Source organism: Streptomyces sp. NPDC051662 (assembly GCF_040681655.1).
GTDB lineage: Bacteria > Actinomycetota > Actinomycetes > Streptomycetales > Streptomycetaceae > Streptomyces.
The window spans coordinates 102424-129324 of the sequence record NZ_JBFAZD010000010.1 but is presented as its reverse complement, the minus strand read 5'-3'; the positions used below and the strand labels follow the sequence as shown (position 1 = coordinate 129324).

The window sequence follows — 26901 nt, the reverse complement described above, 5'->3', positions numbered from 1 at the left end:
CGGTCAAGGGGCGGTGTGCACGGGAGTCCAGGGGTGATCGGCGCCCCCGGCCTCCTCGTTGCCGACGTGGGTGCCGTCGGCTGAGGCCACCCAGGCGTGGAAAGCGGTCGGCAGGGGCCGGGCGCCGAGCACGAGGTGGCAGCGGCGGCCGGTCAGGGCGGCCGCCAGGACGGTGGCGAGGGAGCGTTCCTTGCAGTCGATCTGCCCGCGCCACCACCGGGGCTGGCAGGCAACCACCGCCGCGTAGAGCTCAGCGACGCGATCGGGTTCGGCGGGCGGCAGGCGGCGGACTGTGCCCGCCAGGGCGAGCCGGACGCGCATACGGTGCCGTTCGGGCAGGATCCGGACGGCGAGGGCGGCGACCAGAGCGAGATGGGTTGGCAGCCGCAGCCGCCACGACGGCCGGCCGGGGGCGTGGATCATCTGCGTCATCGCCGCCGCCTCCACCATCGAGCCCGGCCCGCTGTGCGGAGATGGGTGCCGGCGTCGGTGAGCAGTCCAGTGCTCCGCAGTTCGTGGACGTAGGAGTCGAGCGCGGTGTGCGTGGCCCCGGGGTCGGCTCCGGCGGGTACCGCGATTTCGTCGGCGAGTCCGTCGGTGCAGCCGCGCGCGACGATCGCGGCCCAGATGCGGGCGCCGGTGCCCTCGAACATGCGCCAGGTCCCGTTGCGGAGATCGAGGACGGCGACGGCATCGGGGGCGCAGCGGGCCCAGCGGATGTGTGGGGCGGGGGTCAGCATGCCGATTCCAGGCGTGGGAGGGCGGAATGGCCGTGCGAGGCGAGCCACTGGCAGGACATGGCGAGCCGCTGGAGGTCGTAGAGGGATCCGGCGTGTGTGCCGGTGATGCGGGACAGTGCGGTCAGGGCGGGCTGCGGATCCACCAGGCCGGCGCTCACGAGGGCGCTGGTGCGGATGAGGTGGGCGAGTTCCTGCTCGTGGTGACGCATCCCGGCCGTGAGCTGGCGGGTGAAACTGCCCTTGGAGCGGCGGCTGGTGAGCCAGGGTGGCAGGTGGGGCAGTGAGGCGGCCAGGAGGGGCTTGAACGTGGCGACGCCGTGCCGTTCGGCGGGACGGATCGCGAACGCTGTCCGTACCACCTCGTTGTCGAGGAAGGGGTGGACGGGCCGGATTCCCCACGACTTGGCGAGGGGCGCGGTGTCGCGTGCGTCCGCGCCGACCAGCCGGAGCGACATGTTCTGCTCGGCGAGATCCGCACGCGCCGGAACGCTGGACTGCGCGGCCTGGCGCAGCAGTTCAGCGACGCGAGTTCTCCCCTCGGGGGTGAGCCACGTGGCAGAGACGCCCAGGTGGCACCAGGACCACACCCCCGGTCGCCGCGCTTCGAACCGGCCCTCCTCCAGGGCTGTCGCAGCGTCCATGAGGGCTCCGGCGTGTCCGGTTGCGGCGGCGCGCGTCACCGCTCGCCACAGATCGCTCGGCGCCCGGTTGCGGGCTCTGGCCCAGCCGGTCACCTCGCGGCGTGCGGCCCGCCGCTCCCCGTCCTGCACCATCCCGATCCAGGCGGCGCTGCACGAGTCGAGGACCACGTCGCCGCCATTGCCGGTGAAGTGGAGGGGGAGCCCCTTGGCCGGACGCAGGTAAAGGTGGTGCTGGGCCATGGTCAGGCTCGCCGCGGCCGGCTGTTCCGTAGCGGGCTGCGTCGGGGACCATCCGAACGGCAGGTGCGACGGGGTCCCTTCGCCGACTTCCAGGGGGGTGTGGATGTGCTCGGCGACCCGGCGGGCGAAGTCGAGGTCCTCGCGGCTGGTGTGGGCGTCGCTGTACGTCACGGCACGGATCGTGCCCTTCTCGGCGGCGAGGATCGCGAGCGAGGAGGAGTCCAGTCCGCCGGACACGTCCGCGCCTACGGGGCCGCCCGCCGTGTCCATCCGCCAGTGCACCGCTCGGCGCAGTGCCTGGCCGAAGGCTTCAGCACCCCCGGCCAGGGTCTGGGACGGCACGATGCCGCTCACGTCGACCAGTTCGCGCCGGCCGTCGTCCAGCAGGAGGCCGAAGCCGCCGGGAACAGCGGAGACTCCCTGGTAGACGGTGTGTCCCGGCCAGTGCTCCGGACCTGCCACGAGCCGGGCTGCGACCATCGCGAGGTCCGGGTCCGCGCTGTGACGGTCGGGGAGCTGCCGGGCACTGGTGGACCACACGGTGTGCGGGCCGCTCTCCGCGTAGAAGATGCTCCGGAAGCCGGACACATCCCCGCACACGAAGGCCGTGGCGCCGTGCTGCGCGAAGACCCAGTACGACCCGGGCATCCTCGTCAGGTCGGCCCAGCGGTGCTGCACCGCCGCGTTCAACAGCAGGCAGCCCTGCTCGGAAGGCGGGGGGAAGTCACCCGCCAGGACGACGCGTGCCCGGTCGCTGGTGAACACCTCGTAGCGGCATGCCCCCACCCGCAACCCCGGCACTTCGTCGACGGGTTTCCCCTGTGCACCCGCCAAGGCGGCAGGTCCGCCACTGATCCATTCCTCGCTCATGAGCCTCTCCCCATCCGTGACGAACCCCCGGGGGCCCAGCAGCGCCGGACCCCCGGGGGTGACTCACCTGCGGCCGAAGCCGCTCAGCGGCATGTGGTCACTCGAACCACATGGCGCCGCTGTTGTCACCGTCGTTGTTCGGCTGACGGCCGAGGGTGGCCGTCTCGACGGAGAAGGTCTCGGGCAGCGCGAGCGTCGGGGCGGGCGCGGAGAACCTGCCGCCACCCAGCTCGGCGGAGGCGGGAAGGGAGGGGATGGTCTGGATCACGGAGGGGACGGTCTGGGTCTGTGACATGGCGCACTCCTGATTCCTCGTGCGGAGGCCGCCTGGGGGGCGGCCTTTCGACTCCGCCATCACACCGCCGAACACACACTCTGAAGAAGGCCCGGAGCTGCGCTCTTCCTGCTCCATTCCTGGTCCCTACCTGGTGCAGAAGTGGTATCTACGCAGGTGGCAGGTCATTCAGAAGGTCAAGGACCGTGCGGTGGTACAGGGCGTGAACGAGAGGGAGTTGGGCGAGTTGGGCACGCTCGTCCGTTCCGTGGAGGCCCTCATACGGGGTGCCGAACCCGGCGGTCGCGGGGACACCGTGGCCGGCCAGAAGGTTGCCGATGTTGGAGGGCCCCGCTGTTTTCGCCGTCAGGCGGATCTCCAGGGCGTCTGCGGCGCGGAACATCGCCGCGGCGGGCTCCTGCTCGGGCGCGAGCCGGAAAGGCGGCCAGCACGCGACCTCGGCCACCTCCGTCGGGCGAGGAGGGGGCAGTTCGGCATCCAGCCGTGCGGCGACGTCCCGGACCAGGCCGGCAGCCGCGGGCCCGTCGAAAGCCGGAGTCAGCCGTACGTCGATGTTCAGGTCGACGCGGTCCGGGGTCACCGACCATCCGGATCCGCCATTGATCGAGGTCACCGACAGCTTCGCCGGCAGGGGGAACCCCTCATCAACGCCGGGCAGTTCCACCATATTCAGCAGCTGCACGAGGCGTGCAGCACGGGAAACGGCGCTCACCACGCTCTTGCTGGACCCGGAGTGCCCCGACGGGGCGTACACGGTCAGGACCGCGCGCCACAGACCACGGCCGCCGACCACAACGTCGTCGAACCCCGGGTAGCCGATCATGACTCCGGACGGGCGGCGTGCCCGCGCGTCCTCCAGGAAGGCACGGGCCCCACCGAACTGCCCCGTGTGCTCGTCCACGTCCAGGAGCACACTCAGCCCCCCGGCCAGCCGTGCAGCGTCCCGCTGGACGTCCTCGGCGATGTGGCAGAAGACGCTCGCGGCGAGCTTGCTGTCCGCCGCACCCCGGCCCCGAAGCCAGCCGTCCACCACATCGCCGGCCGTGGGCGGGAAGCTCCACGCGTCCTCGTCGCCGAACGGCGCGGTGTCCAGACATGCGTCGAGCGTCCACCACGGTCCCGGCCGTCCGCCCTCAATCTCCACCAGAAGCCCCACCGGCCCTGCATCCGCACCGTACAGGCGGCGGTGCGGAAGATTCCGCTCGCGCAGCCACGACTCAACCCGGTCCAGGACCGGACCGTAGCCGTCGATGCCGCCGCGGCTCGGCAGCCGCACCAAGTCCTGGGCCAGCCGCACCACCGACCCAGCACTCTTCCGGGCCATCTCCACATAGTCGAACTCGGCTTTCACGTCTCTCCAAGCAGCTCAGGTCCGGGCCGCCCCGGCAGACGGTCCAGGGCGTGCAGGGTCTCTACTGGCCGCGCGGACGCGCACGCCTCCCGGCCGTGCTGAACCAGCCCGGCCGCCACCTCGGCCCCCAGCATCACACCGCAGTCGAAGCCGTCCGCGCCATGAAAGCTGGGCAGGGGAATCACGGCAGCACTCTCCGAGGCGACGAAGTGGCGCTCCAGCGCAGAGGACGATTCCACGAGCCCGATGTGGAGGGACTGGACTCCGTTGCGGCGCGCGGCCGGATCACGCAGCTGCAGCAGGCGTGCCAGATGGTCACGGAGTTCCACATGCCGGGGCGGCCCGTACAGAACCCGGTAATGGATCAGATCCGGGACGCCGGCAACGGCGTTCTCGATCGCCGCGAGATAGCCGGGCTCCCTCGACCGCGAGCCTGTGACCACCAACTGCTCCTTCGCACCGAGGACCACCTCGATCATGCCCTCGATGAGGTCGACATGCCGCGTCAGCAGTCGCTCGATATTGGCCGTCCCCATCTCGGCGAGGCTGGTGGTGGCCTCCCGTCCGTCCTGGTGCGCGAACAGCACCCGGGAATCCTCCCCGTACAGCTCGCACAGGGCCCGACGATTTCGCAGCCCGGTCCGCTTTCGTCCCGACTCCCACGCGCTGAGCAACGTTGGCGGTGTCGTGCCACCTGTGATCGCGTTGAGCCGGTCGCACGCTTCCTCCTGCGTGAGGTTGAGGTCGAGCCGCACCTGTTTCAAGGCCGATGGCGTCATGAGGACCACTGTGCAGGAGAACTGCCGTTCCTCAGCGGTGGTTTGGGAAGCAGGGCCGAACTCTCGGCGTGGACTGCGCCATCCGCTGGGGCCTCCTGGAAGACCTCGGGATCCCGGGTGCTCCCGGGGACCTTCGCTGATCTCGCTGCCGAGCGCGGGCATCCGCGATCGGCACACCTCGCCTTGATCACCGCCATCACCGGCCCCGGCCGGGTCAGTACGGCTGCGATGCGTTCCGCAAGGTGCTGGCGGCTCGGCGCCAGCCCGGCCGCAACGCTGACGGGCTCTTTGCGGGGTTGCCCGGCCAAAGGCTTCGGAACGCGGATCTCCTCCAAGACCTGCTTGCTTGAACTGGGTACTGTCCGCCCGCCGGCCTGGTGTAACGCCTAAAGACAGCGGGCGGCAGCAGTCCGCGCTCAGCTGGAACTTGGTGGCTTCCGCCACCAGCAATGCCTATTTACTGACCGTCAGGGCGGACACAGCCGCTCCCGCTCCGCATCACCCATCCCGATGCCCCCGCCAGCTGAGAGACCCATTCGCATTCCGTCCCTGTCCGCCCACCTGGTGTGGGACGGTAGGTGTGCGCCGATGAGGAGATGACTCTATGACCGACGGTCACCACACCCAGTTTGACCGCCCCGACGAGCACGCCGACGCCCCGGACACTGCTCTCCGTAAGAGGGAGACCGCGTGTGGCACGGAGGAGGTAACTGGCAGGGGGCCCCGGCACGGTGGCGAGGGCACGATGCGCCCTCTCACCCAGACGGAGGTGGGAGCGGCTCTGGGTGTCAGATCGCAGACTCACGGGTTTGGCTGGGAGCTGTCAGGAGGCGTACCTCTTCGCTGAGAGCTATGACCTCGGGGTGCGTCGGGTGATCGATGCGCAGTTTCCGGTTCAGCTGTTTCGCGCGTCCGCGGACTGACTGCACAAGGCGTCCGGCCCCCAGGGCTTCACGAGCAGTGTGCACCGCTGCTTCGGGTTCGCCGAGGGAGGAGTAGGCGAGCGCCAGGTCCAATTGGGCGATAGCCAGGCGGGTGGGAGCGGTATGGGGACCGCGGATTCCCCGGTAGCAGCCGATGGCCTCCAACGCCGCCTTGCGAGCACGGTCATGCTCGCCCAGCCATCCGTAGGACGAGGCGTCGTAGGAGACGATCCGAACGCCGTCGACGGCGAACAGCCCTGTGCCGTGGAGGGGAATGGCCTCCCGATACTGGTGTGCTTTCGCGGTCGCTGCGGCGAACTCGTCCTGATTGTGGAGTTTGGCGTGTACGCGCGCAATCTGGGACGTCAGGCGAATCGCGACGTCGCTCCTGGGCGGCGCTGCGCTCAGGCCGCGTGTGGCAGCTGCGAGGGCGTCGATTGGCCGGTTGTCGTACAGGGCGTCGGTGCAGCGTACGTCTTCCGCCCACGCACCGACTTCCAGGGTGCCGGCTTGTTTTCCCTGTTCCCACGCGTCATCGCAGTAGGCAGCGACCGCTTCGGTCTGTCCGCGATCGTGGGCGATCCAGGCCAGGATGACGCTGAGCATTCCCGCGTGTCTGGCCAGTTCGCGGCCTTCCTTGATGGTGTGTCGGCGTTCGTGTTGTAAGACGAAGGCGTGATGGCGGTCGGCGGACGCCTTGCGCCGGAGCTCCTCGGGCGGTTGCACCGAGTAGAGAGACCCGAGCTGGTGGACTGCTACTTCCAGATCGGCGATGTCGTCCGGACCCAGGTCGGTGGCGGTCGCGTGCTGTGTATAGCCCCGCGCCGTGTCGACGGCGGTGGTGAGGGAGGTGAGTGCTGTGGCGCCGAGGATCGTCAGGGCGGTGCGTCGCTTCGTAGGATCACCTTCTTGACCGGGCGCCCCCAGAGGTGGCGGCGGTGGGTGCTCGACGTGGCATGAGCAGCTGTCCAGTCCAATGTCAGCTGGACTCAGGGGTTTTGCAAGGCCCAGCCGTCGGGTTAGCAACCTCGCCAGGTAGTGCGGTATGGGGTGCGGGGGCTGCTCACCGTCGTTGATCCAGTGAGAGACCCGGGTGCGATGTGGGCGTTCCACATCTGAACAGCCGTCGGCTTCGGCCTCTTGAACGACACCGTCTGCTATCTCCTGGTGCCTCATCCGTGTGCTTTGGACCAGGTTCTTTAAGCGGACGTTGGGCTCTGACTCCTGGTTCCGTGTGCGTCTGCGCGATTCGGTCACGTCGTTCCCTGCCGATGCGGTGAGGCGGATGAGAGGCAACTTACTCCGCGCAGTCGCGGCCGTCCGGCGTAGCGGACATTCGCTACATGCCGCTTCCTGCGGTGCGCGATCCCGCTACAAGCCGCTACAGACCGCTCCGGCCTCCCCACTGGCGGCGCTACGTGAGCGTGCGGTGGGCTCTACGGGTCCGCGCCGATCGGCGCGATACGGGCCACCTCGTGATCGTGACTGCGCTGGCGGCGCGCCCCGGGGTTCCCCTGCAGCTCGACTGAGAAGAGATGGTGATCTCTCGTGAAAGCACCTGGAGGCGTCTTGCCCAGGTTGTCCGTCGAACCGCTCGCGGGCCATATCGGCGCGCGCATCACCGGCGTTGATCTCCGGACGATGGACGAGGAGACGCGTGCGGAGGTCTGGGCGGCGGTGCTGGCCCACAAGGTGGTGTTCTTCCCGGGGCAACAGCTCGACCACGCGGACCACGTGGCCCTCGGACGGCGTTTCGGTGACCTGTCCCGCCGCCCGGCGCCGCACTCCGGTGCGGCCCCGGGCGGGTTCCCGGAGATCCTGACGGTCGACTCCCAGGAGAGAGACCCGCGGTACGGGGTCGACTTCGAGGAGCACTACCGCAGGCGGTGGCTGAGCTACACCGACGGATGGCACACCGACCTGACGCCGGCGCTCAATCCGCCGGCCGCCTCGATCCTGCGTGCCGAGCGGGTCACCTCCTTCGGGGGCGACACGCAGTGGACGGACCTGGAGGCGGCCTACACCCACCTCTCGCCGAGTCTGCGGACGCTGGCCGACTCGCTGCGCGCGGAGCACGCGTTCTTCGCGGGCTGCCAGATGCTGCCGCACGACCCGATGGACGCGGAGGTTCTCGCGCTGGCGCAGAAGCACCCGCTGGTCTCGGAACACCCCGTGGTGCGGGTGCACCCGGAAACCGGGCGCAGGTCCCTGTTCGTGAACCCGGCGTCGACGAACCGGATCATGGGGTTCACCCCGACGCAGAGCCGCGCCCTGCTCCAGTTGTTCTTCGAGCAGATCACACGGCCGGAGTTCACCGTCCGGTGGCGGTGGACTGCCGGTGACGTGGCGTTCTGGGACAACCGTTCGACCGCGCACCTGGGGCCCGGTGATGCGGGGGCGGCGGACGAACCGCGGACGCTCTACCGCGTCACGCTCCTGGGAGATATCCCCGTCGGACCGGACGGCCGGGCGTCCACGCCGATCGCCGGTGACCCCTTCTACGCCCTGCCCGCGCGTGAGACCGGAGCGAACTCATGACGACAGCAACGGACTCGCTGACGGTGTCCCGGGTAGCGGGACACATCGGGGCCGCCGTGAGCGGGGTGGATCTGGCGCAGGATCTGCCGGAGTCGACCATCGCGGAGCTCAGAGCGGCGCTCCTGGAGCACAAGGTGCTGTTCTTCCGCGGCCAGGACGGTCTCGATCACGCCCGGCAGGTGGCCTTCGGCGCCCGGTTCGGGGAACTGACGGGACGTGCCCGGCCGCAGAGCGGCGGCGCTCTCGATGCGTTCCCGCAGATCCTGACGATCTCGCCGCAGATCGACGTCGACGCCTACGGAATCGACTACGAGAAGCACTACCGCTCCCGGCTGCACCACGGCATCGGTGCCTGGCACGGCGACATGACCCACACGGTGAACCCGCCCGCCGGCGCGGTGCTGCGCGCCGACACGGTACCGTCCCGGGGCGGTGACACCCAGTGGACGAACCTGGAGGCCGCCTACCAGGGCCTGCCCGCGGAGCTCCAGCGTTTCCTGGACGGCCTGCGGGCGGAGCACACGTTCTTCGCCGCGTACGACATGAGCCCGTACGACGAGGTCGACAAGCAGGTCCTGGACCGCGTCAACTCCAGCCCGCAGGTGGCCGTTCATCCCGTGGTGCGGGTGCATCCGGAGACGGGACGCAAGGCTCTCTTCGTCAGCCCGGCCCGGGTACGGCGGATCCTCGATCTGTCGCCGGTGGAAAGCCGGCACCTGCTGGAGCTGCTGGTCCGTGAGGTGACCCGGCCCGAGTACACGGTGCGTTTCAGCTGGGAGCCCGGCAGCGTCGCGTTCTGGGACAACCGGTGCACCGCGCACATCGGCGTCGGGGACGTCGACGCGGTCGGTGAACCGCGGGTGATGTACCGGGTCACGCTCCTGGGCGACCGGCCGGCCGGCCCCGACGGATTCGTCTCCACGAAGACCGACGGCCAGGAACAGACCGCCTGCCCGGCCCCGGCCCAGGGCCGCTGACACCAGCGCGGTGTCCATGGCCGGGCGCCGGTGAACGCCGCACAGCGAGCGATCGCCGGCGCCCGGCCCTCTTCCTCCTCTTTCCGATCACCCTTAGATCAGAGGTGAGTTCTCGTGCGCCCGCCTGCCGTGCGGCACCCGTTCGACCCCGGTTCGCTGACCGACGCCGCCCATGCCCCCGCCCTGTATGACCGCTACCCCCAGTACGAGCAGGTCATGGACTGGGTGCAGTCCTTCGTCACCCAGCCGCACGCCGACCTCGGCCGGCCCGGGGCGGTGTGCCCGCGGATGGCTCCGGCGCTCCGGCTCAACCTCGTCCGGCTCGTCGCACTCCGCACGAAGACGGCGTCCGTGGACGAGGCGGGCGAGAAGGGCGGTGCCCTGGCCGCTCTGTACGAGGAGCTCTTCGACGACGCCGAGTCCTTCCGGGCCGGGGCCCTCATGGCTGTCTTCCCCGACCTGCCCGAGGATCAGGCCGACACGTTCATCGACGGGGGCCACGCCCGGCTGCGCATGAACTTCGTCGCCCGCGGGCTGATGATCGGCGAGTTCCACCCGCACAGCACGGTGACCAGCGTCCGCAACCCCGCGCTGCACGTGATGCGCTGCCCGGCACCGATGTTCGCCGTCCGGGCGCTCTCCCGTCACGACCTGATCTTCCTGGACCGGCCCGAGACGCCGCCGGCCGAACGCGGTCAGTACCTCAAGCACCTGCTGCATCACCTCGGTGACCAGCTCACGGACCGCGAGAGGGACCGCATACAGGCGGGATTCGCTGAACTGGAGGGCGCCAAGTGAACTCTCTCGCCAAGATGTTGCGGTCGGCGCCGAACCTCACCGCAGCCCTCGACCGGACATGCCGCCTGCACCCCGACCGGATCGCTGTCCGTGACCGGGGCCACTCCCTGACCTACAGGGAACTGGAGCACCGGGTCACCGCCATCGCCCGCGGACTCGCAGCGGCCGGCCCGGCTCCGACCGGGGCGCTGGTCGCTGTGGCCCTGGAGCCGGGCGCCGACGCGGTCTGCGCTGCGCTCGCGGCCCTCCAGGCCGGGTACGCCTACTTGCCGCTGGATCCGTCCGCGCCCGAGAACTACCTCGCGGGCATCCTCACCGACGCGCGCCCCCATACGGTCATCACCACCCCTTCGAGGGCCGGGGCGCTCGGCGCCGTTGGCGTGGACATCGAGGAACTGGCCGCCCGCGGGCGCTCACTGCCGGACGGTCCGGCCGCCGGCGCCACCGCCCAGTGCGACGATCCGGCGTACGTCATCTTCACCTCCGGTTCCACCGGCCGGCCCAAGGGCGTGGTGCTGCCCCACACTGCGATGCTCCACTCCACCGCCGCGCGTGTGGACGCCTACGGTGTTCCCGGCCGGGTACCGCTCTTGCATTCAGCAGCCGTCGACGTGTACTCCGGGGTCCTGTTCTGGGCTCTGCTGACCGGAGCCACGCTGGTGATCGGCCCCGGCGGCCTGCGCGACGTGCCGGCGACCGTGTCCCTTGTGCGCGAGGAAGAGATCACCGACCTCGTCTACCTCGCCTCGCTGTACCCGGCGTTCCTCGACTACGCCGCCGCAGAACCTCCTGGTGCTCTGCGCCGGGTGATGATCGGCAGCGACCGGTGGAGCGAGGAGGTCATCGACCGTCACGCCCGCGTTCTTCCCGAGGTGTCTCTGCACAACGAGTACGGGCCGAGCGAGACCGCCGTGTGGACGAGCCAGGCATGCGTCTGGAACGGCACCGTGGGGCAACGGGCGCCGCTGACCATCGGGCAGCCGGTGACCGGCACCCGATACAGCCTGCGCACCACCGACGGCGCCGACACCGTCCAGGAGGACGCCGGCCCGGGGGAGCTGTACATCACCGGGGCGCAGCTGGCGATCGGTTACCTGAACGCTCCGGAGCAGACAGCGCGGGCGTTCGTCACGCTCCCGGACGGGACGCGCGCCTACCGTACGGGTGACCTCGCCGAGATCACCGATGCGGGGGACTACGTCTTCGCCGGGCGCGTGGACCGGCAGCTGAAGGTGCAGGGCAACCGGATCGAGCCCGCCCAGGTGGAGGCGGTCCTCATGGGCCACCCTGGCGTCGGCGTCGCCCACCTAGTCGCCCGCGAGGCATCAGGCCCGGGTGCGGTGCTCGTCGCCTACCTCACACCCCGGCCCGGCGGCCCGGCCCCCGACGCCGGCAGCGTGCGGGACCACGCTGCCGTACACCTGCCCCGGTACATGGTCCCGGCGGACGTTGTCGTGCTCGCCGAGCTCCCCCGCAGGCCCAGCGGCAAGATCGACGAGGACGCGCTGCCCGCCCCCGACTTCGGGCAGGACGCCGATCTGGTCCCGCCGGGCGATGCGCTGGAGGAAGCCCTGTCCGCTGCCGCCGGCGAGATCCTCGGCTGCCCGCCGCCCGGAGTGACGCTCCCGCTGACCAGGTACGGGGCGAGTTCGCTGGCACTGATGCAGCTGGGGGCCCGCATCGCCCGCGACCACCACGTGATCGTCCCGGTCAGCCAGCTGTTCGCCACCCCGTCGATCCGGCAGATCGCCGCCGCGGTGCGCGCCGCCAAACCGAGCGACCGGCCGCCGCTCGTGGCCGCCCCGCATCCGGCCCAGGGCACCGTGCTCAGCTGGCAGCAACGGCAGATCTGGTTCCTCAGCAAGCTCGCTCCCTCCTCCCTGGCCTACAACACCCAGTGCTCCCTGCACCTGGAAGGCGAGGTGGACCCTGAAGCGCTGCGGGCGGCCCTCTCCCACGTGGTCGCCCGGCACGAGATTCTGCGCACCACCTTCCACGAGCAGCCCGACGAGCCGGTCCAGAGAGTCCACGCACCGTGGGACGTTGTGCTGGAGACGTGCGACCTGACCGCGCTGCCCGAACCCGAGCGGGACGCCGCACTGAACCGGCACATCACCGCGCACAGCGCACGGGTCTTCGACACCACGCGCCTTCCCTTGGTGCGCTGGTACCTCTACCGGCTCGGTGAGCGGCGCTGGACGCTCTTCCAGGTCGAGCACCACTTCGTCCACGACGGCTGGTCGGCCACCCTGCTGATGGCCGAGATCCGCGACGCCTACGCGGCCCTCGTGCGCAGCCGTGAGCCTGAACTGCCCGCTCTGGAGGTCCAGTACCGCGACTGGGCGCTCTGGCAACGCCACTGGTCCGCCTCCGAGGACTTCGCCGAGCAGCGCCGCTACTGGCAGCACCAGCTTCAGGGCGTCCCTGGCCACGGTGTGACGTTCGCGCCTGACCGTCCCCGCCCGTCGCAGCAGACCTTCAACGGGGCCTGCCTGCGCGCCGACATCCCGGCCGAGACCATTGACGCGCTCGATGCGGTGTGCGCCCAGCACGGTGTCACCCGCTTCGCGGTGTTCCTGTCCGCGTTCGCACTGCTGGTACGCCAGCACACCGCCGACGACGACTTCGTGATCGGCTCGGCGCTCGCGAACCGCCGCCAGGCGGAAACCGCCCCGCTGCTCGGCATGTTCGTCAACGCCCTGCCCCTGCGCCTGCAGGTCACCGCTGCTCAGACGGTCGGGGAAACCATCACCCGCACGATGGAGGTCCTGTTGGGAGCGCAGGATCACCAGGAGTTTCCCCTCATCGAGATCATCAAGGACCTCGGCGTCACGCGCGATCCCTCGCGCAACCCGCTGTTCCAGCTGATGTTCGCCTTCCACGACTCCCCCCGGCCCGACTTCACCGCCCCCGGCATGCGGGGCCGGCTGCACATCGACCACAACGGGTCAGCGAAGAACGATGTCAACGTCGTGTGCGTGCCCCGCCCCCCGGCCCCCGGGGCAGGGCGTACGCACGACGGGGTGAACATCCTGTGGGAGTACAACCGGGACCTGTTCACCGCCGAGACGGCCCGTGAGCTGCTGGAGTCGTTCGGCCGGATCCTGACGTCCCTCGCCGGCCCGGACGCATGGCGCCGGTCGGCGACTGCGCTCGAGTTCCTCGACCCGTGGCAGGCCCACCGGGCAGCCGAACTTGCCGCAGGACCAACCGCAGAGCCCGCGCACACCACCCTGCACGCCGGGGTCGCGGCGCGGACCGCCGCCGACCCGGATGCCGTGGCCGTCGTTCACGGGAAGCGCACCCTCACCTACCGGGCCCTGGACAGCTTGGCCGCGCGGGTCGAGACGCAGCTGGACGCCGTCGGCGTTCGGCCCGGCGCTCGCGTCATGGTGGCGTGCGGGCCGGGGCCCGAACACGTCGCCGCCACGGTGGCCGTGCTGCGACGCGGGGCTGCCGTCGTGTGCGTCGACCCGTACGAGCCAGCCTCCCGCCTGAGCGAAGTAGTGAAGGACGCCTCTCCCGCCGCTGTGGTGTGCTCGAACCGTACGGCCGCCGCCGTGCGCGACGCGGCCGGCGCTCTGCCCCTGCTCGTCTGCGACGCCGCCACCCAGCGGCCGGCCACAGCGGTCCTGCGTCCCGTCCGGATCACGGGCGCGGACACCGCGTATCTCGTCTACACCTCGGGCTCGACCGGGCGGCCGAAAGCGGTCGTCGCCACGCACACCAACGCCGTCACCGCGCTCACCGCGCGCACGATCCACTTCGGCGCCGCCGCGGCCCGGACGCTCATCTCGCTGCCGCTCCAGTTCGACGTCGCGACCTCCATGACGTTCTGGACCCTGTGGAACGGCGGAACGGTCGTCTTCCCCGACAAGGAGGACGTCCGTGACCCGGCCGCCGTCCGCACGCTGATCAAGGACCAGCGCATCACCCACGTCAACTTCGTGGCCTCCTACTACCAGCACCTCCTCCCGTCCCTCCCGTCCGGCTGGTCCAGCAGGCTGCGGGCGGTCGCGATCGGCGGCGAGCCCTGCCCGCCCGGCCTGATCCGCGACCATGCCCACCGCCTGCCCGACGTCACCCTGGACAACGAGTACGGGCCCACCGAGGCCACCGTGTGGTGCGCCGCCGCCCGCGTCCACGACCCCCACCACCCCTCCCCGGACGCGGAGGTCACCATCGGGCGGCCGCTGGCCAACTACTCCCTGCACATCCTCGATACGCAGCTGCTCCCGCGGCCGGTCGGCTCGTGGGGCGAACTGTGCGTGTCGGGGCCCGGCGTCACCGCCGGGTACCTCGACCGGGACGACCTGACACTCAGCCGGTTCGTCACCCCGGACACCGGGCCCCTTGCGGGCGTTGCGGTGTACCGAACCGGTGACGAGGGACGCCTGAGGGCCGACGGCCGCTTCGAGGTGTCCGGCCGCCTGGACGACCAGGTGAAGATCCGCGGCTACCGGATCGAGCTCGGCGAGGTCCGCCACGCCGTGGCCTCCCATCCCGCCGTGACGGCCGCCTACGTGGTGGCCGACCGGCAAGACGATCCGGCCGGACGCCTGATCGCCTACGCGGCCGTACCCGGCGCGCCGCAGCAAGTGGCCGAGGAGGTACGCGCATGGGCCGCGCGGAGGCTGCCCGCGTACATGGTGCCGGTCGTGGTCGTCGTGGACGCTCTGCCCCTGACGGCGACAGGCAAGGTCGACCGCCGGGCGCTGCCCGCCCCCCGGCCATCGGAGCGACCGGAACGAGAAGAGGACGAGGGCCGGCTGACGCCGGTGCAGGCCACTGTCATCGGGGTCTGGCAGGACCTGCTGCCGGTGGAGCGCGTCGGGCTGGACGAGGAATGGTTCGCTCTCGGAGGTGACTCGCTGACCTCGATCCGGGCCGCCGCCCGGCTGCGCGAGGAGGGCCTGCCCGTGGAGGTCTCCCAGATCCTGCAGACCGGAACCGTCCGGGCCCTCGCCGCGCTGCTCGACAACCAGCCGACCGGTGACACAACGGCTGCACGGCGGCGCCCGGCCGGCACGACGGTGGATCTGAGGCCGATCCAGGCGTGGTTCTTCGCACAGAACTTCGCCCAGCCGCATCACTTCAACCAGGCCCGCCTGTTCCACATCTCTCCCACCCACGCAGGACGGGCGCTGCGCACGGCGCTCCAGGCTGTCGTCGCCCGCCACGACGCATTCCGTACCCGCTTCGTCCCAGCAGGAGACGGGTGGGCCGGACGTCTGGACGAGGACGCCGTCGTGCACCTGGCCGAGCACACCGTCACCCCCGAGCAGGAGGGGCCGGATCCTCAGCTCCTCAACGCCCTGCACGAGGGGCTACAGATCGGGGGCGGGAAGCTGTGGGCGGCCGCGGTGTTCACCGACCCGGTCGGCGGACGGCACTGGCTGTTCCTGGTCCTGCATCACCTACTCGTCGACGCCGTCTCCTGGGACATCCTTGGCCGTGACCTGACCCGGGCCCTGGAGAATCCCGGCACGGTCCTGCCGCCCGCGCCCGGCATCAGCGGCCCTGAACCCCAGGCCCTCCCGGGCGGGGCGGAAGAGGCGTACTGGCTGCGCCTGGCCCAGGCATCGAAGCCCGTCCTGCGCACGGCCGGGGCCGACAGGGCGCCGTACGGCAAGCTCGACCACCTCGACATCCGTCTCTCGGAGCACGCCACCGCCCATCTGGACGATCTCTCCCGGCGCGGCCGGGCGAGCATCACGGCGGTGCTGCTGGCCGCCTTGCACCGCGCACTGAAGCCGCTGACCGGCAACTCCGCCCCGCTGTACACCTACCTCGAAGGGCACGGCCGGGACGGCCTGGAGGGCGCTGACCAGATCGTGGGCTGGTGCACCAGTCTCTACCCGGTGCTCCTGAGCGCCGAGCACGGCCAAGATCTGCTCGCTGCGGCGGACGGGTTCCGCCGGCAGCTCGCCGACGTGCCGCGCGGCGGCGCGGGATTCGCCGCCGCCCACTACCTCGCCCCCTTCTCCAACCTCGGCACCCGCCTGGCCGGGGCGGCCATGCCCGAGATCACGTTCAACTACCTCGGCCTGCACGGCGGTCGCCGTGACGATGCCCGGCCCGCACCGGTGCGGGTGGACCACGGCCCGACCGGCAACCCCATCGGCACGGCGAACATTCTGCCCACCGCCCTGCACATCACCTCAGCTGTGGACGGCCCGGCCATGCGCCTGACGTTCGCCATCGACACCGGGCGCTTCGAGCCCGGCGCCATCGAGGCCGCCGCCACCCGCATGGTCGACGACCTCGAACGCACAGCCCGCCTCGAACCCCTGAGCCCCGCCCCGTCCCGGTCCGGCGCGCGAAGGCGGCCGCACTTCCTCGTCCATCCGGTGGACGGGCAAGTCCACTGGTACAGCCCGCTCGCCGACGCGCTCGGCACCGGCTGGGACTGCTACGGGCTGCGCGCGGATCTTTCGCAGGACCAGGTCGCGGATATCCCTTCCCTGGCCTCCCGCTACGTGGAGCGCATCCAGCAGGTTCAGAAATCTGGCCCCTTCACCCTGACCGGCTGGTCGTTCGGCGCGCCCATCGCCTTCGAAATGGCCCGCCGCCTGGAGGACATGGGCGAGCACGTGGACCTGCTACTCCTCGACCCGCCCCCGCTGCACACCACCGGCATCCAGGCGCTCGCCGCGCAAGTGGCCGTACTGCTCCCGGACCGCTCCCCGGCTCAGATCGCCCGCGTGGTGAGCGACGCGGCCACCGCCGGAGGCCGGGACGCTTTCGCCGTGGTCGCCGCCGAGCTCCACATCCCTGACTCCGAGACCTTCGTCCGGGAACGGCTCGCGCTCCTGATGCTCCACCAGCAGGCCCTCGCCCGCTGGCGGCCGACCGGCGGGGTGCGTCACTTGCACCTCGTGCAGCCGTCAACGACCACAGACCAGGATCCAGGCGCGTGGCTGTCCCGCGGCCGGACGACGACACGACGCACCATCGTGCCCGGAGACCACCACTCGATCCTGAGCGCAGGCGCCGACCGCCTCGCTGAGCTCTACCCCCGCCCACCCAAGGAGCAGCGATGACAGTGGTCTTCTCCGGTTGCGGGATCGCCGGCGCCATGCACTTCGGCGACACCAGCACCCCGGGCAACCGCCCGGCCACGGCCGCGGTGAACCGCATGACCGCGGCGCTCGCCCACCGCGGGCCCAGCGGAGAAGGGGTGTGGCAGCAGCCCGGCGTCGTGCTCGGCCACCGGCGCCTCGCCGTCACCGGAATCGGCTCGGCCGGGGACCAGCCGATGACCCGCGACCACCTGACCATCGTCTACAACGGCGAGACCTACAACGCCCCCGCGTTGCGCGCCGAGCTCTCCGCGCACTTCACCTTCACCTCGCGAACCGATACCGAGGTCGTGCTGCGCGCCTGGCAGTACTGGGGCGCGAACGCCGTGGAACAGCTGGAGGGCATGTTCGCTTTCGCCCTCTGGGACGCCCGCACCCGGCAGTTGTCCCTCGTACGGGACCGGATCGGCATCAAGCCGCTCTACTACCACCGCGGGCCGGACTTCCTCGTTTTCGCCTCGGAGATCGAAGCCCTGCTGGCCTCGGGACATGTCCCGCGCCGCCCGGACCACGACGTTCTGGCCCGTCAGCTGCTCTGCTCCTCCACCCTCCAGATCGACCAGTCCGCAACACCCGTCGAGCAGGTTCGGGCTCTTACGCCGGCGACGACGCTGACCCTGTCCCCCGACGGCCAGCAGGACGAGCGGACCTACTGGCGGCTTCCCGACACGCCGGCCGAGCACCGCCCCGTCTCCGCCGCCGAGCGGGCCCGTGAACTCGCTGACCTCCTTGGCGACAGCGTGGACAGCATGCTCATGGGCGACGTCCCCGTCGCGGCGTTCCTCAGCGGCGGCCTGGACTCCTCCGCCATCAGCGCACTCGCATGCCGCACACGCCCCCTGCCGTGCGTGACCACCGCCTACGGCGACGACACCGGCCCCTCCGAAGAAGGCAACGAGGACCTGGCCTACAGTCGCTTGGTCGCCCGGCACCTCGCCGGCAGGGTGCGCCACCACGTGAGCGTCCAGCCCCATGGCCTGGGCCTGGAGGACCTGGACGCGGTCTGCGATCTGGCGGCGGTGGGTGACGACCCCCGGCACGTCGCCATCCTCGGCAACTACCGGGCCGTACGCGACCTCGGCCTGCGGGTCGTCCTCAACGGGCAGGGAGCCGACGAGATCATGGGCGGCTACATCGCCCGGCCGGGCTTCATCCGGCACATCCTCGACGTCCGCAGTCCCAACCCCTCAACCGTGCGCTCGCTGCCCGCCTCCCGGCAGGTGCCGGGCCTCGCGCGCCAGCTGCTCGCCCTCCAGCCCCAGGCCCACGCCGAAGTCCTTTCCTACTACCGCGATGTCCTCACCGGTCCCCCGCTGGAGCGCGTCCACCGGCTGCTGGTCCACACCCAACTCACCCGGGTGGTCCAGTTCGAGGACTTCCTCGCCATGCGGATGGGCGTCGAGGCCCGCTTCCCCTTCCTCGCCCACCAGCTGGTCGCCTGGGCCTTCCAGCAGCCCTTCGACAGTCACGTCAACCCCACCGCCCAGCAAGGCAAAACGCTCCTGACCGCGGCCATGCGCGGGACGCTGCCCTCCGAGCTCCTGCACCGGCCCAAGGCCGTCTTCCCGTTCCCGGACATGCGCACCGTCCATGCCTCGCTGGCCGCTCTCGTCACCGAACACTACGACGATCTCCTCAACGACCCACTGGTCAGCACCCTGTTCGACATCCCCGCCGACCCAGGCACCGTCGGCCCCCAGACGCTGTGGCCGCTGCTCGCGCTCTGGCGCTGGCACCACAAACTCCGCACCACCGCCCGCACCGCGGCAGCCGTCTGACAGTGAGCATTCGGGGGCACCAAGGGTTTCTTCGAGCGGGTCCGCAGCCGACCTGCTGCTGACCGCACATCCGGCGCCGGACGCGATCTGCCCCGGACACGGCGGGCCGCTCTCGTCCGTCAGGCTGCGAAACACGCGCGCCGTTCACGAGACCTCACTACAGGTTCAGACATAGCGGTCCTCAGCATCAAACCGGGAGAGAAATGTCTACACCTTCAAAAACTGTCAATCTTGTGTACCGGCCCGACGACTTCCTTCCCGGCTTCGCGGACAGGGTGCTCAAAAGGGAGAGCCCGGCGCTCGCCGGCGCCGCCGAGCGCGCCGGCTTCGCCGTGCGCTTCATCCCCGTGGATGAGCTGATTCCGGCGTCGGCCGACCGCCCCAGACTCTGGTATCAAGGCCAGGACCTGCTGAGCACACGGCAGTGCTTCCAGGTGGACGACTTCAGCTGGGATCCCCAGACGTCGCATTTCCTCAAGGCGATATACCGCACAGTCCAGGAGAGCGACTCCCTGCTGCTGAACCGCTCCATGGACGGACCCGATTACCTGGCGACGGACAAGCTTGCTATCGCCCAGCGCGCCGCAACGCTCGGAATTCCCACCCCGGCGAGCCTCGCTGTTCCCTTTGGTCGCCACGCACGGTCTGTGCTGCCCCTCGTCGAAGCACATCTCGGACAGGGGCCCTACATCCTCAAGCCCAGAGAAATGGGGATGGGATTCGCCGTGCAGAAGATCGAAACCTTTCAGCAGCTCTCCTCCGCGATCGACATGGTCGCCCAGGCCGGGATCGGATACCTCGTACAGCCCTATCTCCCGCACTCCGCCGATGTCCGTGTCTATGTGACGGAGGGCACGATCATCGCGGCGCTGCACCGGACCGCCGGGAAGGGTGCCTATATGACGAATGTCAGCCAGGGAGGCGTCAGCAGTGCCCTGCCGGGCTGGAAGGATGTCGAGGAGCAGTGCCTCACAGTAGCGAGGAATCTGCGGGCTTCATGCCTGTCCGTCGACTGGCTGTTGACCGATTCAGGGCCCGTGCTTGACGAATGGAGCACTGGCTTCGGAAGCTTCCCCAGCCGGGAGCCCAAGGTCGGGGACGCGTTCTTCTCCTGGATCCTCAGCAAGCTGAGCTGACCCAGCGAGGTCAGGGAGAACCGGCCGCCGCTCCGCTCCGGCCGGCGGCCGATCTCCCCTCCGTCATTCGCCGGAGTCGACGGCCCGCTCCCTCAGCCGTACCTCGGCGGTGTTCTGCTCGTAGGACCGCTCCGAGACCTGCACCATCACTGCGGTGTCATGGAAATCCCGGAGCGTTGTGGTGCCGCAGCTGATCAGGGTGGCCGTTACCTTCGCACGGGTCAGTGCCACGTTCTCGTGCAGGCTGCCGGCGTAGGGCACGAGGCCGTCGACGCCCTCCTCGAACGCGATCGAATCTCCCTGGCCGTAGCGGGCGGCGTTCTGCGCCCGCCGTGATCCTTCGCCCCAGTACTCCTTGAAGTACTGGCCCTCGACCCGGACCTTGCGGGAGGGGGACTCGTCGAAGCGGGCGAAGTAGCGGCCCAGCATGACGAAGTCGGTTCCGAGAGCGAAAGCGATCGCCATGTGGTAATCGCTGAGCAGTCCGCCGTCGCAGCAGATGGGGATGTAGGTCCCGGTCTCTTTCGCGTAGGCGTCGCGGGCCTCGACGACGTCGATCAGCGCAGATGCCTGTCCACGGCCGATGCCCTTCTGGTCGCGTGTGATGCAGATCGATCCGCCGCCGATGCCTACCTTCACGAAGTCAGCTCCGGCCTCGGCCAGATACCGGAAGGCGCGTCCGTCGACGACGTTCCCGGCGCCGACGAACACCTGGTCCCCGTACGCCGCGCGGACGTAGTCGAGAGCCTTCTTCTGGTAGACGGAATAGCCGTCTGAGGAGTCGAGACACAGAACGTCCGCCCCGGCCTCGACCAGGGCCGGAACACGTTCCTCGTAGTCCCGGGAGTTGATGCCGGCCCCAACCCGGAACCTCTTCTGGTCGTCGACGGACGCGTGGTGGAAAGCCTTGTGCTCCTGGTAGTCCCGCATCAGGACGAGGGAGACCAGACGGTCGCCGTCCACGATCGGCAGCGCTTCGAGCCGGTGCTTCCAGATCAGCTCATTGGCCTCGGACAGACCGATCGAGGAGGGAGCCGTCGTGAGCGTGTCGAGACTCCTCATACGGGCGGTGACAGGTTCCCCCTGCCCGTGGCGCTGCACATGGAAATCGCTGGGTCCGATGAGCCCAAGGAACACGCCGTCAGCCGCTCCGTTGTCCGTCACCACCGCGACGTCCTGGTCCACCTCGGCCAGGAGCTGGGCGACCTCGCCCAGCGTCGCGGTCGGCTTGACGGTGGCCTCGCTGGTGCGGAAGCCCGCCTTGTGGCGCTTCACCGCACGTACGTCGTCCGCCTGGGAGGCGATGGGCTGGTTCTGATGCACGAAGGCGAGGCCGCCGGCCTGCGCGAGGGCTACCGCCAGCTTCGGCGAGGAGACCGCCCCCATGATCGCGCTGACCATCGGGGTAGCGATCCGCAGCGGCGAGGGCTCACCGACTTTGTGGCGGACCACCGGCGCACTGAGATCCACGTTCTCCGGTGTGCAGGCTTCGGTGGTCAGACCTGGCAGGAGAAGGAATTCGTTGAGGGTACGCGAGGTCTCATTAAGAATCGTTGACACATGATCTCCTGAAGGGAACCTGCCATTCAGTGCGCCGGCAGACTCTGGTGGGCACAGAAACTACGGCCGCCCGCTGTGCGCTGCGCGGAAGAAGACGCCCCGGATGGGGAGCGCGCACGAGAAAGCCTGGTACAGCAGGAAAGCAGGGGCTCCATGAGAAGCGACGCTCCGCGTTCCATGCGTGCTGTACAGGCGCTGACTTCCATTACGCCATACGAGATGCTACCGCACCGACCGTGTTCGCACGGTCACCCCTACGAACCGGCCAACACGCTTCGGCCAAGATCCCGAGGAAGAATAAGAGGGAAGGTCACAGCCAGCGGAGAGAGGCGGAATGGCGCGCGTCGTTGTCATCGGAGGCAGCATCAGCGGGCTCGCCTCCGCCTTGTTCCTGGCCCGCCGAGGACAGCACGTCACCGTGCTCGAACGCGATGGCCACCACCTGAGCAAGAATCTGGAGAACGACTTCCTGACCTGGCACCGCCCCCGGGTTCCCCAGGCGGTACAGCCCCACGGCCTGCTTGGGCCCGTCCGGGACGTCCTGCTGAGCGAGGCCCCCGACGTGTACGCCGCCATGCTCGCCCTTGGCGCCCGGGAGCGGCACGCATTCGACGTCCTCGCCGAACATCCCCCGTACCGTCCGGGCGATGACCGCCTCGTCACCGTCCAAACAAGGCGGCTCGTTCTGGAGGTCGCACTGAGACGTGCGCTGGGCAGCGAGATCACCGCACGTCTGCTGGTCGGTCACACAGCCACGGGGCTCGCGATCGACCCCTCTCGCAGCATTCCGCATGTCACCGGCGTTTACTCGCAAGGGTGTCTCCACCCGGCGGACCTGGTCCTGGACTGCGCCGGCCAGCGGTCTCCCCTGCGCGGCTGGCTGGCCGCCGCTGGTTGCCGAGCCCCACTGGCAGAGGTCAGCCCAACGGGCATCGCCTACTACTGCCGCTGGTACCGGACGGCTCCTGGAACACCCGAGCCACCGCGCTCTGTCAGGACCGGATCGGCCTCCCCGTTCGCCATCGGCGGCGTCTTCCCCTCCGACAACGACACTTTCGCCCTCTCCTTCATGCTGTCCTCCACAGACCCGACCAGAGGCGCCCTCGGCGACCCGCACACTTTCGAAGCTGCGGCCCGCACATTTCCCGCAATGCATGCCTGGCTCACCGGCGGGCCTACGCCGTTCACCCCCGTCCTCGCCATGGGCGGGCTGAACAACAGGTGGACGCCATTGGCCGACGACACCGGCCCCGTCGTCACGGGGGTCCTCAGCGTGGGCGACGCTCTGGTACACACCAACCCGACGCTCGGCCAAGGAACCGCCCTGGCACTGCGTACCGCCCAGTGGGTAGCCCAGCAAGCAATCGAGGGCGAAACCTCCTACGACGTCGCCCGCCACCATCACCGATGGGCACTGCGAGAACTCCGCCCTTGGTACGACACGCAGATCGCAGCAGACCGCGCCTCAGAGGCGCGCCTCCAGTGCGGGATCTCAGGAACAGCTCTCCCTCCGACCCCGTACGAGCGAGCTGCCGTCGATGCCTGCGCCCTCGAAGAGCCCGAGATCATGCGGGCTCGGGCACGCGTTCGACACCTCATGGCTCACGCCGACGAAGCGTATGCAGAACCTGGCATCCGCGCGACGCTTGATCGCTGGCTCAGTTCTCACCCACGTCCTGACGACGTCTTCGATGGCCCCGCACGCGCCACATGGCAGTCCCTCATGTGAAATCTCCACGACCACCGTGGCGCTCGTTCCCGGGGCTTACACGGTCGAGATCAGTGTCAACGGCCGCCGATCGGGGGCGCTGATCGAACCCATCGCCCGTACGCCCGTCGGGGTGGTCAGTCTCGCGCCTGCTAGTTCGCCGCCGGCCCCCTCGACGCGCTCGCGATCGGTCCGTTTCCTCGCTCGCAAGGACGGTGTCCACCTGACCGAGCTCGGCGACACCGTCCTGCTCCAGCAGACCGAGCGTCTCCTTGCCGAGCACCGCATCGTCGAAAAGCTCCTGGACTACCCGCTCCTGGAGCGCAACGCCGCGCTGACCGCGTACGGGCCGATGTTCGCCCGATACCGGCCAGTTGGCGCCTGAGAACCCCGGGGCGTCCGGCGCTGGTCGGCCACCGCTGGACGCCCAGGCTCATCACCTTCGCCCGCTCCATGATCTTGAGGGAGCTGACCCGTGCCCCTGGGCTTCGGCCGCCGAGCCGCCGTTGCCCGCGACCAGCCGCCGCCCGCCCGTCCGCGGGCAGCCACTCAGGGGGTGCGGACCCAGGTCTGGGGCCGGGCCGTGTCGAGCAGGGGTAACGCGCCGGTGAGCGCCGCTATGTGCGCGCGGCCTGCACCGCTTTCGGGAAGGCGCGGGAGATGCGCTCCCGGTCAGAGGCTGAAGCTCGGTGGGGTCGCAGGGCTGCCCAGCAGTTGGGTGAGGTGCTTGGCTGCTGCAATCACCGTGCGATCGGCCAGGTGTGGACCGATGATCTGGACAGATAGCGGCAGGCCGCTCTCGGTCGTGCCGGCGGGGAGGACCACGGAGGGAAGGCCGACGGGGCTCGAAAGGTTGAGCCAGCTCGTCTGCTCGAAGTAGCCGCGGGGCTGGCCGTCAACCCGTATCTCGCGCTGCGGGGCGGGGACGCTCGTCTGGTCATCGACGGCCGCGGTCGGCGTGGCCGGGGTGATGAGGATGTCGTGCTCGTCGAAGTACGCCGCCCACGCGGCCCGGTACTGCTGGCGCTTCTCGTCGCTCACGAGCCACTCGTGATGCCGCATGGTCCGGGAGCGGAGATAAAGAGCGGAGGGGTTGTCGGCGGGGACCTTGTCCGCGGCCGCGACGTCGGCGGCGAACGCCTCCTCGGACGCCGTGGCCGAGGCCGTCGCGTACATCAGCCGTGTGAAGAGCAGGTCGCTGGCCTTGAAGTCGACGGGGCGGGTGGTGTCGTCGATGTGGGCGCCGGTCTTGCGCACGAGCTGGGCGATCCGGTCCATGAGGGCACGGGTATCGGCGTCGACGCGGCAGTAGGCGTCATCGGACCAGATACCGACTCGGTACTGGCTGATCTGCTTCTTGGCGGGTGCCGGCAGGTCGATCTTCCAGCCAGCACGGTCTGCCGGAGCCGGCTGGGCGAGGACGTCCAGGAGGAGGTCCAGATCGTCGGCTGTGCGGGCGATCGGTCCGAGGGTGATCATGTCGCTGCTGGTGGCCCAGCCCGGCAGGCGCGGGATGTGGCCGCGCGTCGGCACGATCGGACTGGCACCCCGGGAGGTGCGCAGGGCGAAGACACCGCAGTACGCGGCTGGCAGACGCAACGAACCTGCGAGATCGGAGCCCACTTCGAGAGGGGAGAAACCTGCGGCGACGGAGACAGCGGGGCCACCGGAGGAGCCGCCCGCGGTCTTCGACGCGTCGTACGGGTTCTTCGTCTTCCCGAAGATGGGGTTGCTCGTCTGGAGGTCCGCACACATCGTGGGCACGTTGGTCTTGCCGAGGATGACGGCGCCGGCCGCGCGCAGAAGCGCGACGGCGTCGGCGTCCTGGTCGGGGACATGGTCCTTGAGGTCGGGGGAGCCGCAGGTGGTGCGCATTCCTGCAACTTCCAAGGCGTCCTTCAGGGTCATCGGCAGACCGTGCAGGGGGCCGATGGGCTCGCCGGTCTCGGCGAGGTGCCGGTCGGCCCGGTCGGCCGCCGCACGAGCGCCTCCGGTATCGATAGTGACCACGGCGTTCAGCGCCGGGTTCGCCGTCGCGATGTGCTGCAGGTACTGCTCCACGAGGTCGCGGCTGCTGATCGTGCCCTGGCGCAACGCGGAGATCTGGTCACGTGCGGGCGCCAGGTGAAGGGCCTCGACCCGCTTCTGGGCGCCGGCCCGGCCGACGCGGGAGCGGGCCATGGAGGGCGTGGTCATCGCAGCCGCAGCGGCAATGGCCGTAGAGGCGATGAGAAGAGTTCGGCGGAGGATCACGAACGGGCTCCTGATGCGGTGCTGGAAGAGTCGGAAGCGGCGGGAATCGCCAGCCGGGGCGGGGTGAAGAACAGGGCGACGCGCTGGAGATGCCGCAGCTCGTCCTCCGTGGTGGGGAGGGACAGCTCGGCGTCGGCGTAGGCAGCCGGGGCGTCCACGGGATCATTCGCATGGTGGCGGATGAGAGCGGCACGGATCTGATCGGCAGTGACCGCCGCGGCGAAGCGTGCGTCGTTGAGCGACTCCGTGCCACGCCTGTACTCGGACTCGGCGCGTACGGCCGGGTCGACGTAGCGCCGCAGAACCTTCTGGCCCTGGCGGATCTCCGTGCGTCGGCGCAGCAGAGGAAACTCGGCACTGCGGCCGCGCAGGATGACGGCCCGTTGGGAGGCCGGACGGCGAAGGGTGATGCCGGGTTCCGCCTGGTCCAGCGCCGCCCACAGGTGGTGCAGGCGCCGGTAGCGGATGTGCGCGGTTGTCCATTCGCGGGCACTGGCGGTCCGGCGGGCCAGGGTGGGAAGGAAGTACCCGATCTGCGTGAGGGTGGCGCCGATGTCGCCGCAGGCCCACGCGAACGCGTTGAGGTGTTCGACGGAGAACCCGACCTCGGCCCCGATGACGGCGCCGATGCGGATGCTGCTGTACCCGAGGGTGATGACCGCACCGATGGTGATCAGGCGCAGACCGATGGCGATGGACTGGTTCGTCGCGCTCTTGGCGTACTTCCAGCACGATCGCGCGAGGTAGATCTCGGCGACGGTGTACGTGCCGAAATACAACAAGACGTACGCCTGGTAGTAGGGGTCGTGCGAGTAGTACGTGGCGAAGTCTGATGGCCGTGTCGTCGCTGGTGTGAGCAGGGCGAACAGTGCGGCCATGCCGGCGATGACCACAGCGGCTCCCATGAGGAGGTGCCGGGTGCGGCGAGCGGCTTCAGCTGGTGGTTTCGACCAGTAAGCAAGGACGGTCGCCTGGAGGGCGAAAACCAGGATCACGCAGCCCTGGGCGAGCGGAACGCTGATGTTGGTGATGCCGAAGGTGTCGTCGATCAGCAGCCATACCCAGGTGATGGAGACGGCGTAGCTGAGGGCGCTGAAGCCGTAGGTGAAGGCCAGGGCGACCAGCGCGTGGTCACGGCGGCTCTTGCCCAGGTCACGGAGCAGGAAGAGGAACCCTATGCCGGCGATCGCGAGGCACAAGGGGTGAAGTATGTCTTTCACAGGCCCTACTAG

Annotated in this window: 18 protein-coding genes; 8 read left to right on the top strand and 10 right to left on the bottom strand. The window is 69.7% G+C overall.

Annotated features, from left to right (window positions below):
* Positions 1 to 3 precede the first annotated feature (3 nt).
* From AB0M67_RS18635 to AB0M67_RS18605, 7 genes are all read right to left on the bottom strand, one after another.
* Positions 4 to 432 carry a lasso peptide biosynthesis B2 protein gene (locus AB0M67_RS18635; protein ID WP_365746655.1) on the bottom strand — a complete coding sequence of 143 codons (429 nt, stop codon included), beginning with the start codon at positions 430 to 432 and terminating at the stop codon, positions 4 to 6.
* Positions 429 to 740: a hypothetical protein gene (locus AB0M67_RS18630; RefSeq protein WP_365746653.1), complete on the bottom strand. Its 312-nt coding sequence runs from the start codon at positions 738 to 740 to the stop codon at positions 429 to 431. Before AB0M67_RS18630 ends, AB0M67_RS18635 begins: the two co-directional genes overlap by 4 nt.
* Positions 734 to 2491: an asparagine synthase-related protein gene (locus tag AB0M67_RS18625; protein WP_365746651.1), complete on the bottom strand. Its 1758-nt coding sequence runs from the start codon at positions 2489 to 2491 to the stop codon at positions 734 to 736. Before AB0M67_RS18625 ends, AB0M67_RS18630 begins: the two co-directional genes overlap by 7 nt.
* A 97-nt stretch (positions 2492 to 2588) precedes the next feature.
* On the bottom strand, positions 2589 to 2786 hold the full coding sequence (locus AB0M67_RS18620) for a hypothetical protein (protein WP_365746649.1): 198 nt from the start codon (positions 2784 to 2786) through the stop codon (positions 2589 to 2591).
* A 148-nt stretch (positions 2787 to 2934) separates the two neighbouring features.
* A complete protein-coding gene (locus tag AB0M67_RS18615; RefSeq protein ID WP_365746992.1) occupies positions 2935 to 4110 on the bottom strand; it encodes a M20/M25/M40 family metallo-hydrolase in 1176 nt (391 codons plus the stop codon).
* A gap of 23 nt (positions 4111 to 4133) precedes the next feature.
* Positions 4134 to 4916, bottom strand: coding sequence for a helix-turn-helix transcriptional regulator (locus AB0M67_RS18610; RefSeq protein WP_365746647.1), 783 nt, complete (start codon positions 4914 to 4916; stop codon positions 4134 to 4136).
* 788 nt (positions 4917 to 5704) lie between these two features.
* Positions 5705 to 7096 carry a tetratricopeptide repeat protein gene (locus AB0M67_RS18605; protein ID WP_365746646.1) on the bottom strand — a complete coding sequence of 464 codons (1392 nt, stop codon included), beginning with the start codon at positions 7094 to 7096 and terminating at the stop codon, positions 5705 to 5707.
* 312 nt (positions 7097 to 7408) lie between these two features.
* Between AB0M67_RS18605 and AB0M67_RS18600 the strand changes: the two genes are divergently transcribed.
* The 6 genes from AB0M67_RS18600 (at position 7409) to AB0M67_RS18575 (ending at position 20148) form a co-directional block, all read left to right on the top strand.
* Positions 7409 to 8377: a TauD/TfdA family dioxygenase gene (locus AB0M67_RS18600; protein ID WP_365746644.1), complete on the top strand. Its 969-nt coding sequence runs from the start codon at positions 7409 to 7411 to the stop codon at positions 8375 to 8377.
* A complete protein-coding gene (locus AB0M67_RS18595; RefSeq protein ID WP_365746642.1) occupies positions 8374 to 9354 on the top strand; it encodes a TauD/TfdA family dioxygenase in 981 nt (326 codons plus the stop codon). Before AB0M67_RS18600 ends, AB0M67_RS18595 begins: the two co-directional genes overlap by 4 nt.
* A 114-nt stretch (positions 9355 to 9468) precedes the next feature.
* The gene (locus AB0M67_RS18590; protein WP_365746640.1) at positions 9469 to 10152 is read left to right on the top strand and encodes a DUF6875 domain-containing protein; all 684 of its coding nucleotides are present in this window, start codon (positions 9469 to 9471) and stop codon (positions 10150 to 10152) included.
* Positions 10149 to 17195 (top strand): amino acid adenylation domain-containing protein, encoded by a 7047-nt coding sequence (locus tag AB0M67_RS18585; RefSeq protein ID WP_365746639.1) that lies wholly within the window; start codon positions 10149 to 10151, stop codon positions 17193 to 17195. Before AB0M67_RS18590 ends, AB0M67_RS18585 begins: the two co-directional genes overlap by 4 nt.
* Positions 17192 to 19012 carry an asparagine synthase (glutamine-hydrolyzing) gene (gene asnB, locus AB0M67_RS18580; protein ID WP_365746637.1) on the top strand — a complete coding sequence of 607 codons (1821 nt, stop codon included), beginning with the start codon at positions 17192 to 17194 and terminating at the stop codon, positions 19010 to 19012. Before AB0M67_RS18585 ends, asnB begins: the two co-directional genes overlap by 4 nt.
* Positions 19013 to 19245: 233 nt before the next feature.
* Entirely contained in the window at positions 19246 to 20148 is a 903-nt protein-coding gene (locus tag AB0M67_RS18575; protein WP_365746635.1) for a hypothetical protein, read from the top strand.
* 63 nt (positions 20149 to 20211) lie between these two features.
* Here the strand turns inward: AB0M67_RS18575 and AB0M67_RS18570 are convergent, their stop codons facing one another.
* The gene (locus AB0M67_RS18570) at positions 20212 to 21708 is read right to left on the bottom strand and encodes an IMP dehydrogenase (protein ID WP_365746633.1); all 1497 of its coding nucleotides are present in this window, start codon (positions 21706 to 21708) and stop codon (positions 20212 to 20214) included.
* Between the two features lie 334 nt (positions 21709 to 22042).
* Between AB0M67_RS18570 and AB0M67_RS18565 the strand changes: the two genes are divergently transcribed.
* The gene (locus tag AB0M67_RS18565; RefSeq protein WP_365746631.1) at positions 22043 to 23437 is read left to right on the top strand and encodes an FAD-dependent oxidoreductase; all 1395 of its coding nucleotides are present in this window, start codon (positions 22043 to 22045) and stop codon (positions 23435 to 23437) included.
* A 16-nt stretch (positions 23438 to 23453) separates the two neighbouring features.
* The gene (locus AB0M67_RS18560; protein ID WP_365746629.1) at positions 23454 to 23801 is read left to right on the top strand and encodes a hypothetical protein; all 348 of its coding nucleotides are present in this window, start codon (positions 23454 to 23456) and stop codon (positions 23799 to 23801) included.
* A 287-nt stretch (positions 23802 to 24088) separates the two neighbouring features.
* Here AB0M67_RS18560 and AB0M67_RS18555 read toward each other — a convergent pair whose 3' ends face one another.
* The gene (locus AB0M67_RS18555) at positions 24089 to 25597 is read right to left on the bottom strand and encodes an amidase family protein (protein ID WP_365746628.1); all 1509 of its coding nucleotides are present in this window, start codon (positions 25595 to 25597) and stop codon (positions 24089 to 24091) included.
* 68 nt (positions 25598 to 25665) lie between these two features.
* A complete protein-coding gene (locus AB0M67_RS18550) occupies positions 25666 to 26868 on the bottom strand; it encodes an MAB_1171c family putative transporter (RefSeq protein WP_365746626.1) in 1203 nt (400 codons plus the stop codon).
* Between the last annotated feature and the right edge of the window lie 33 nt (positions 26869 to 26901).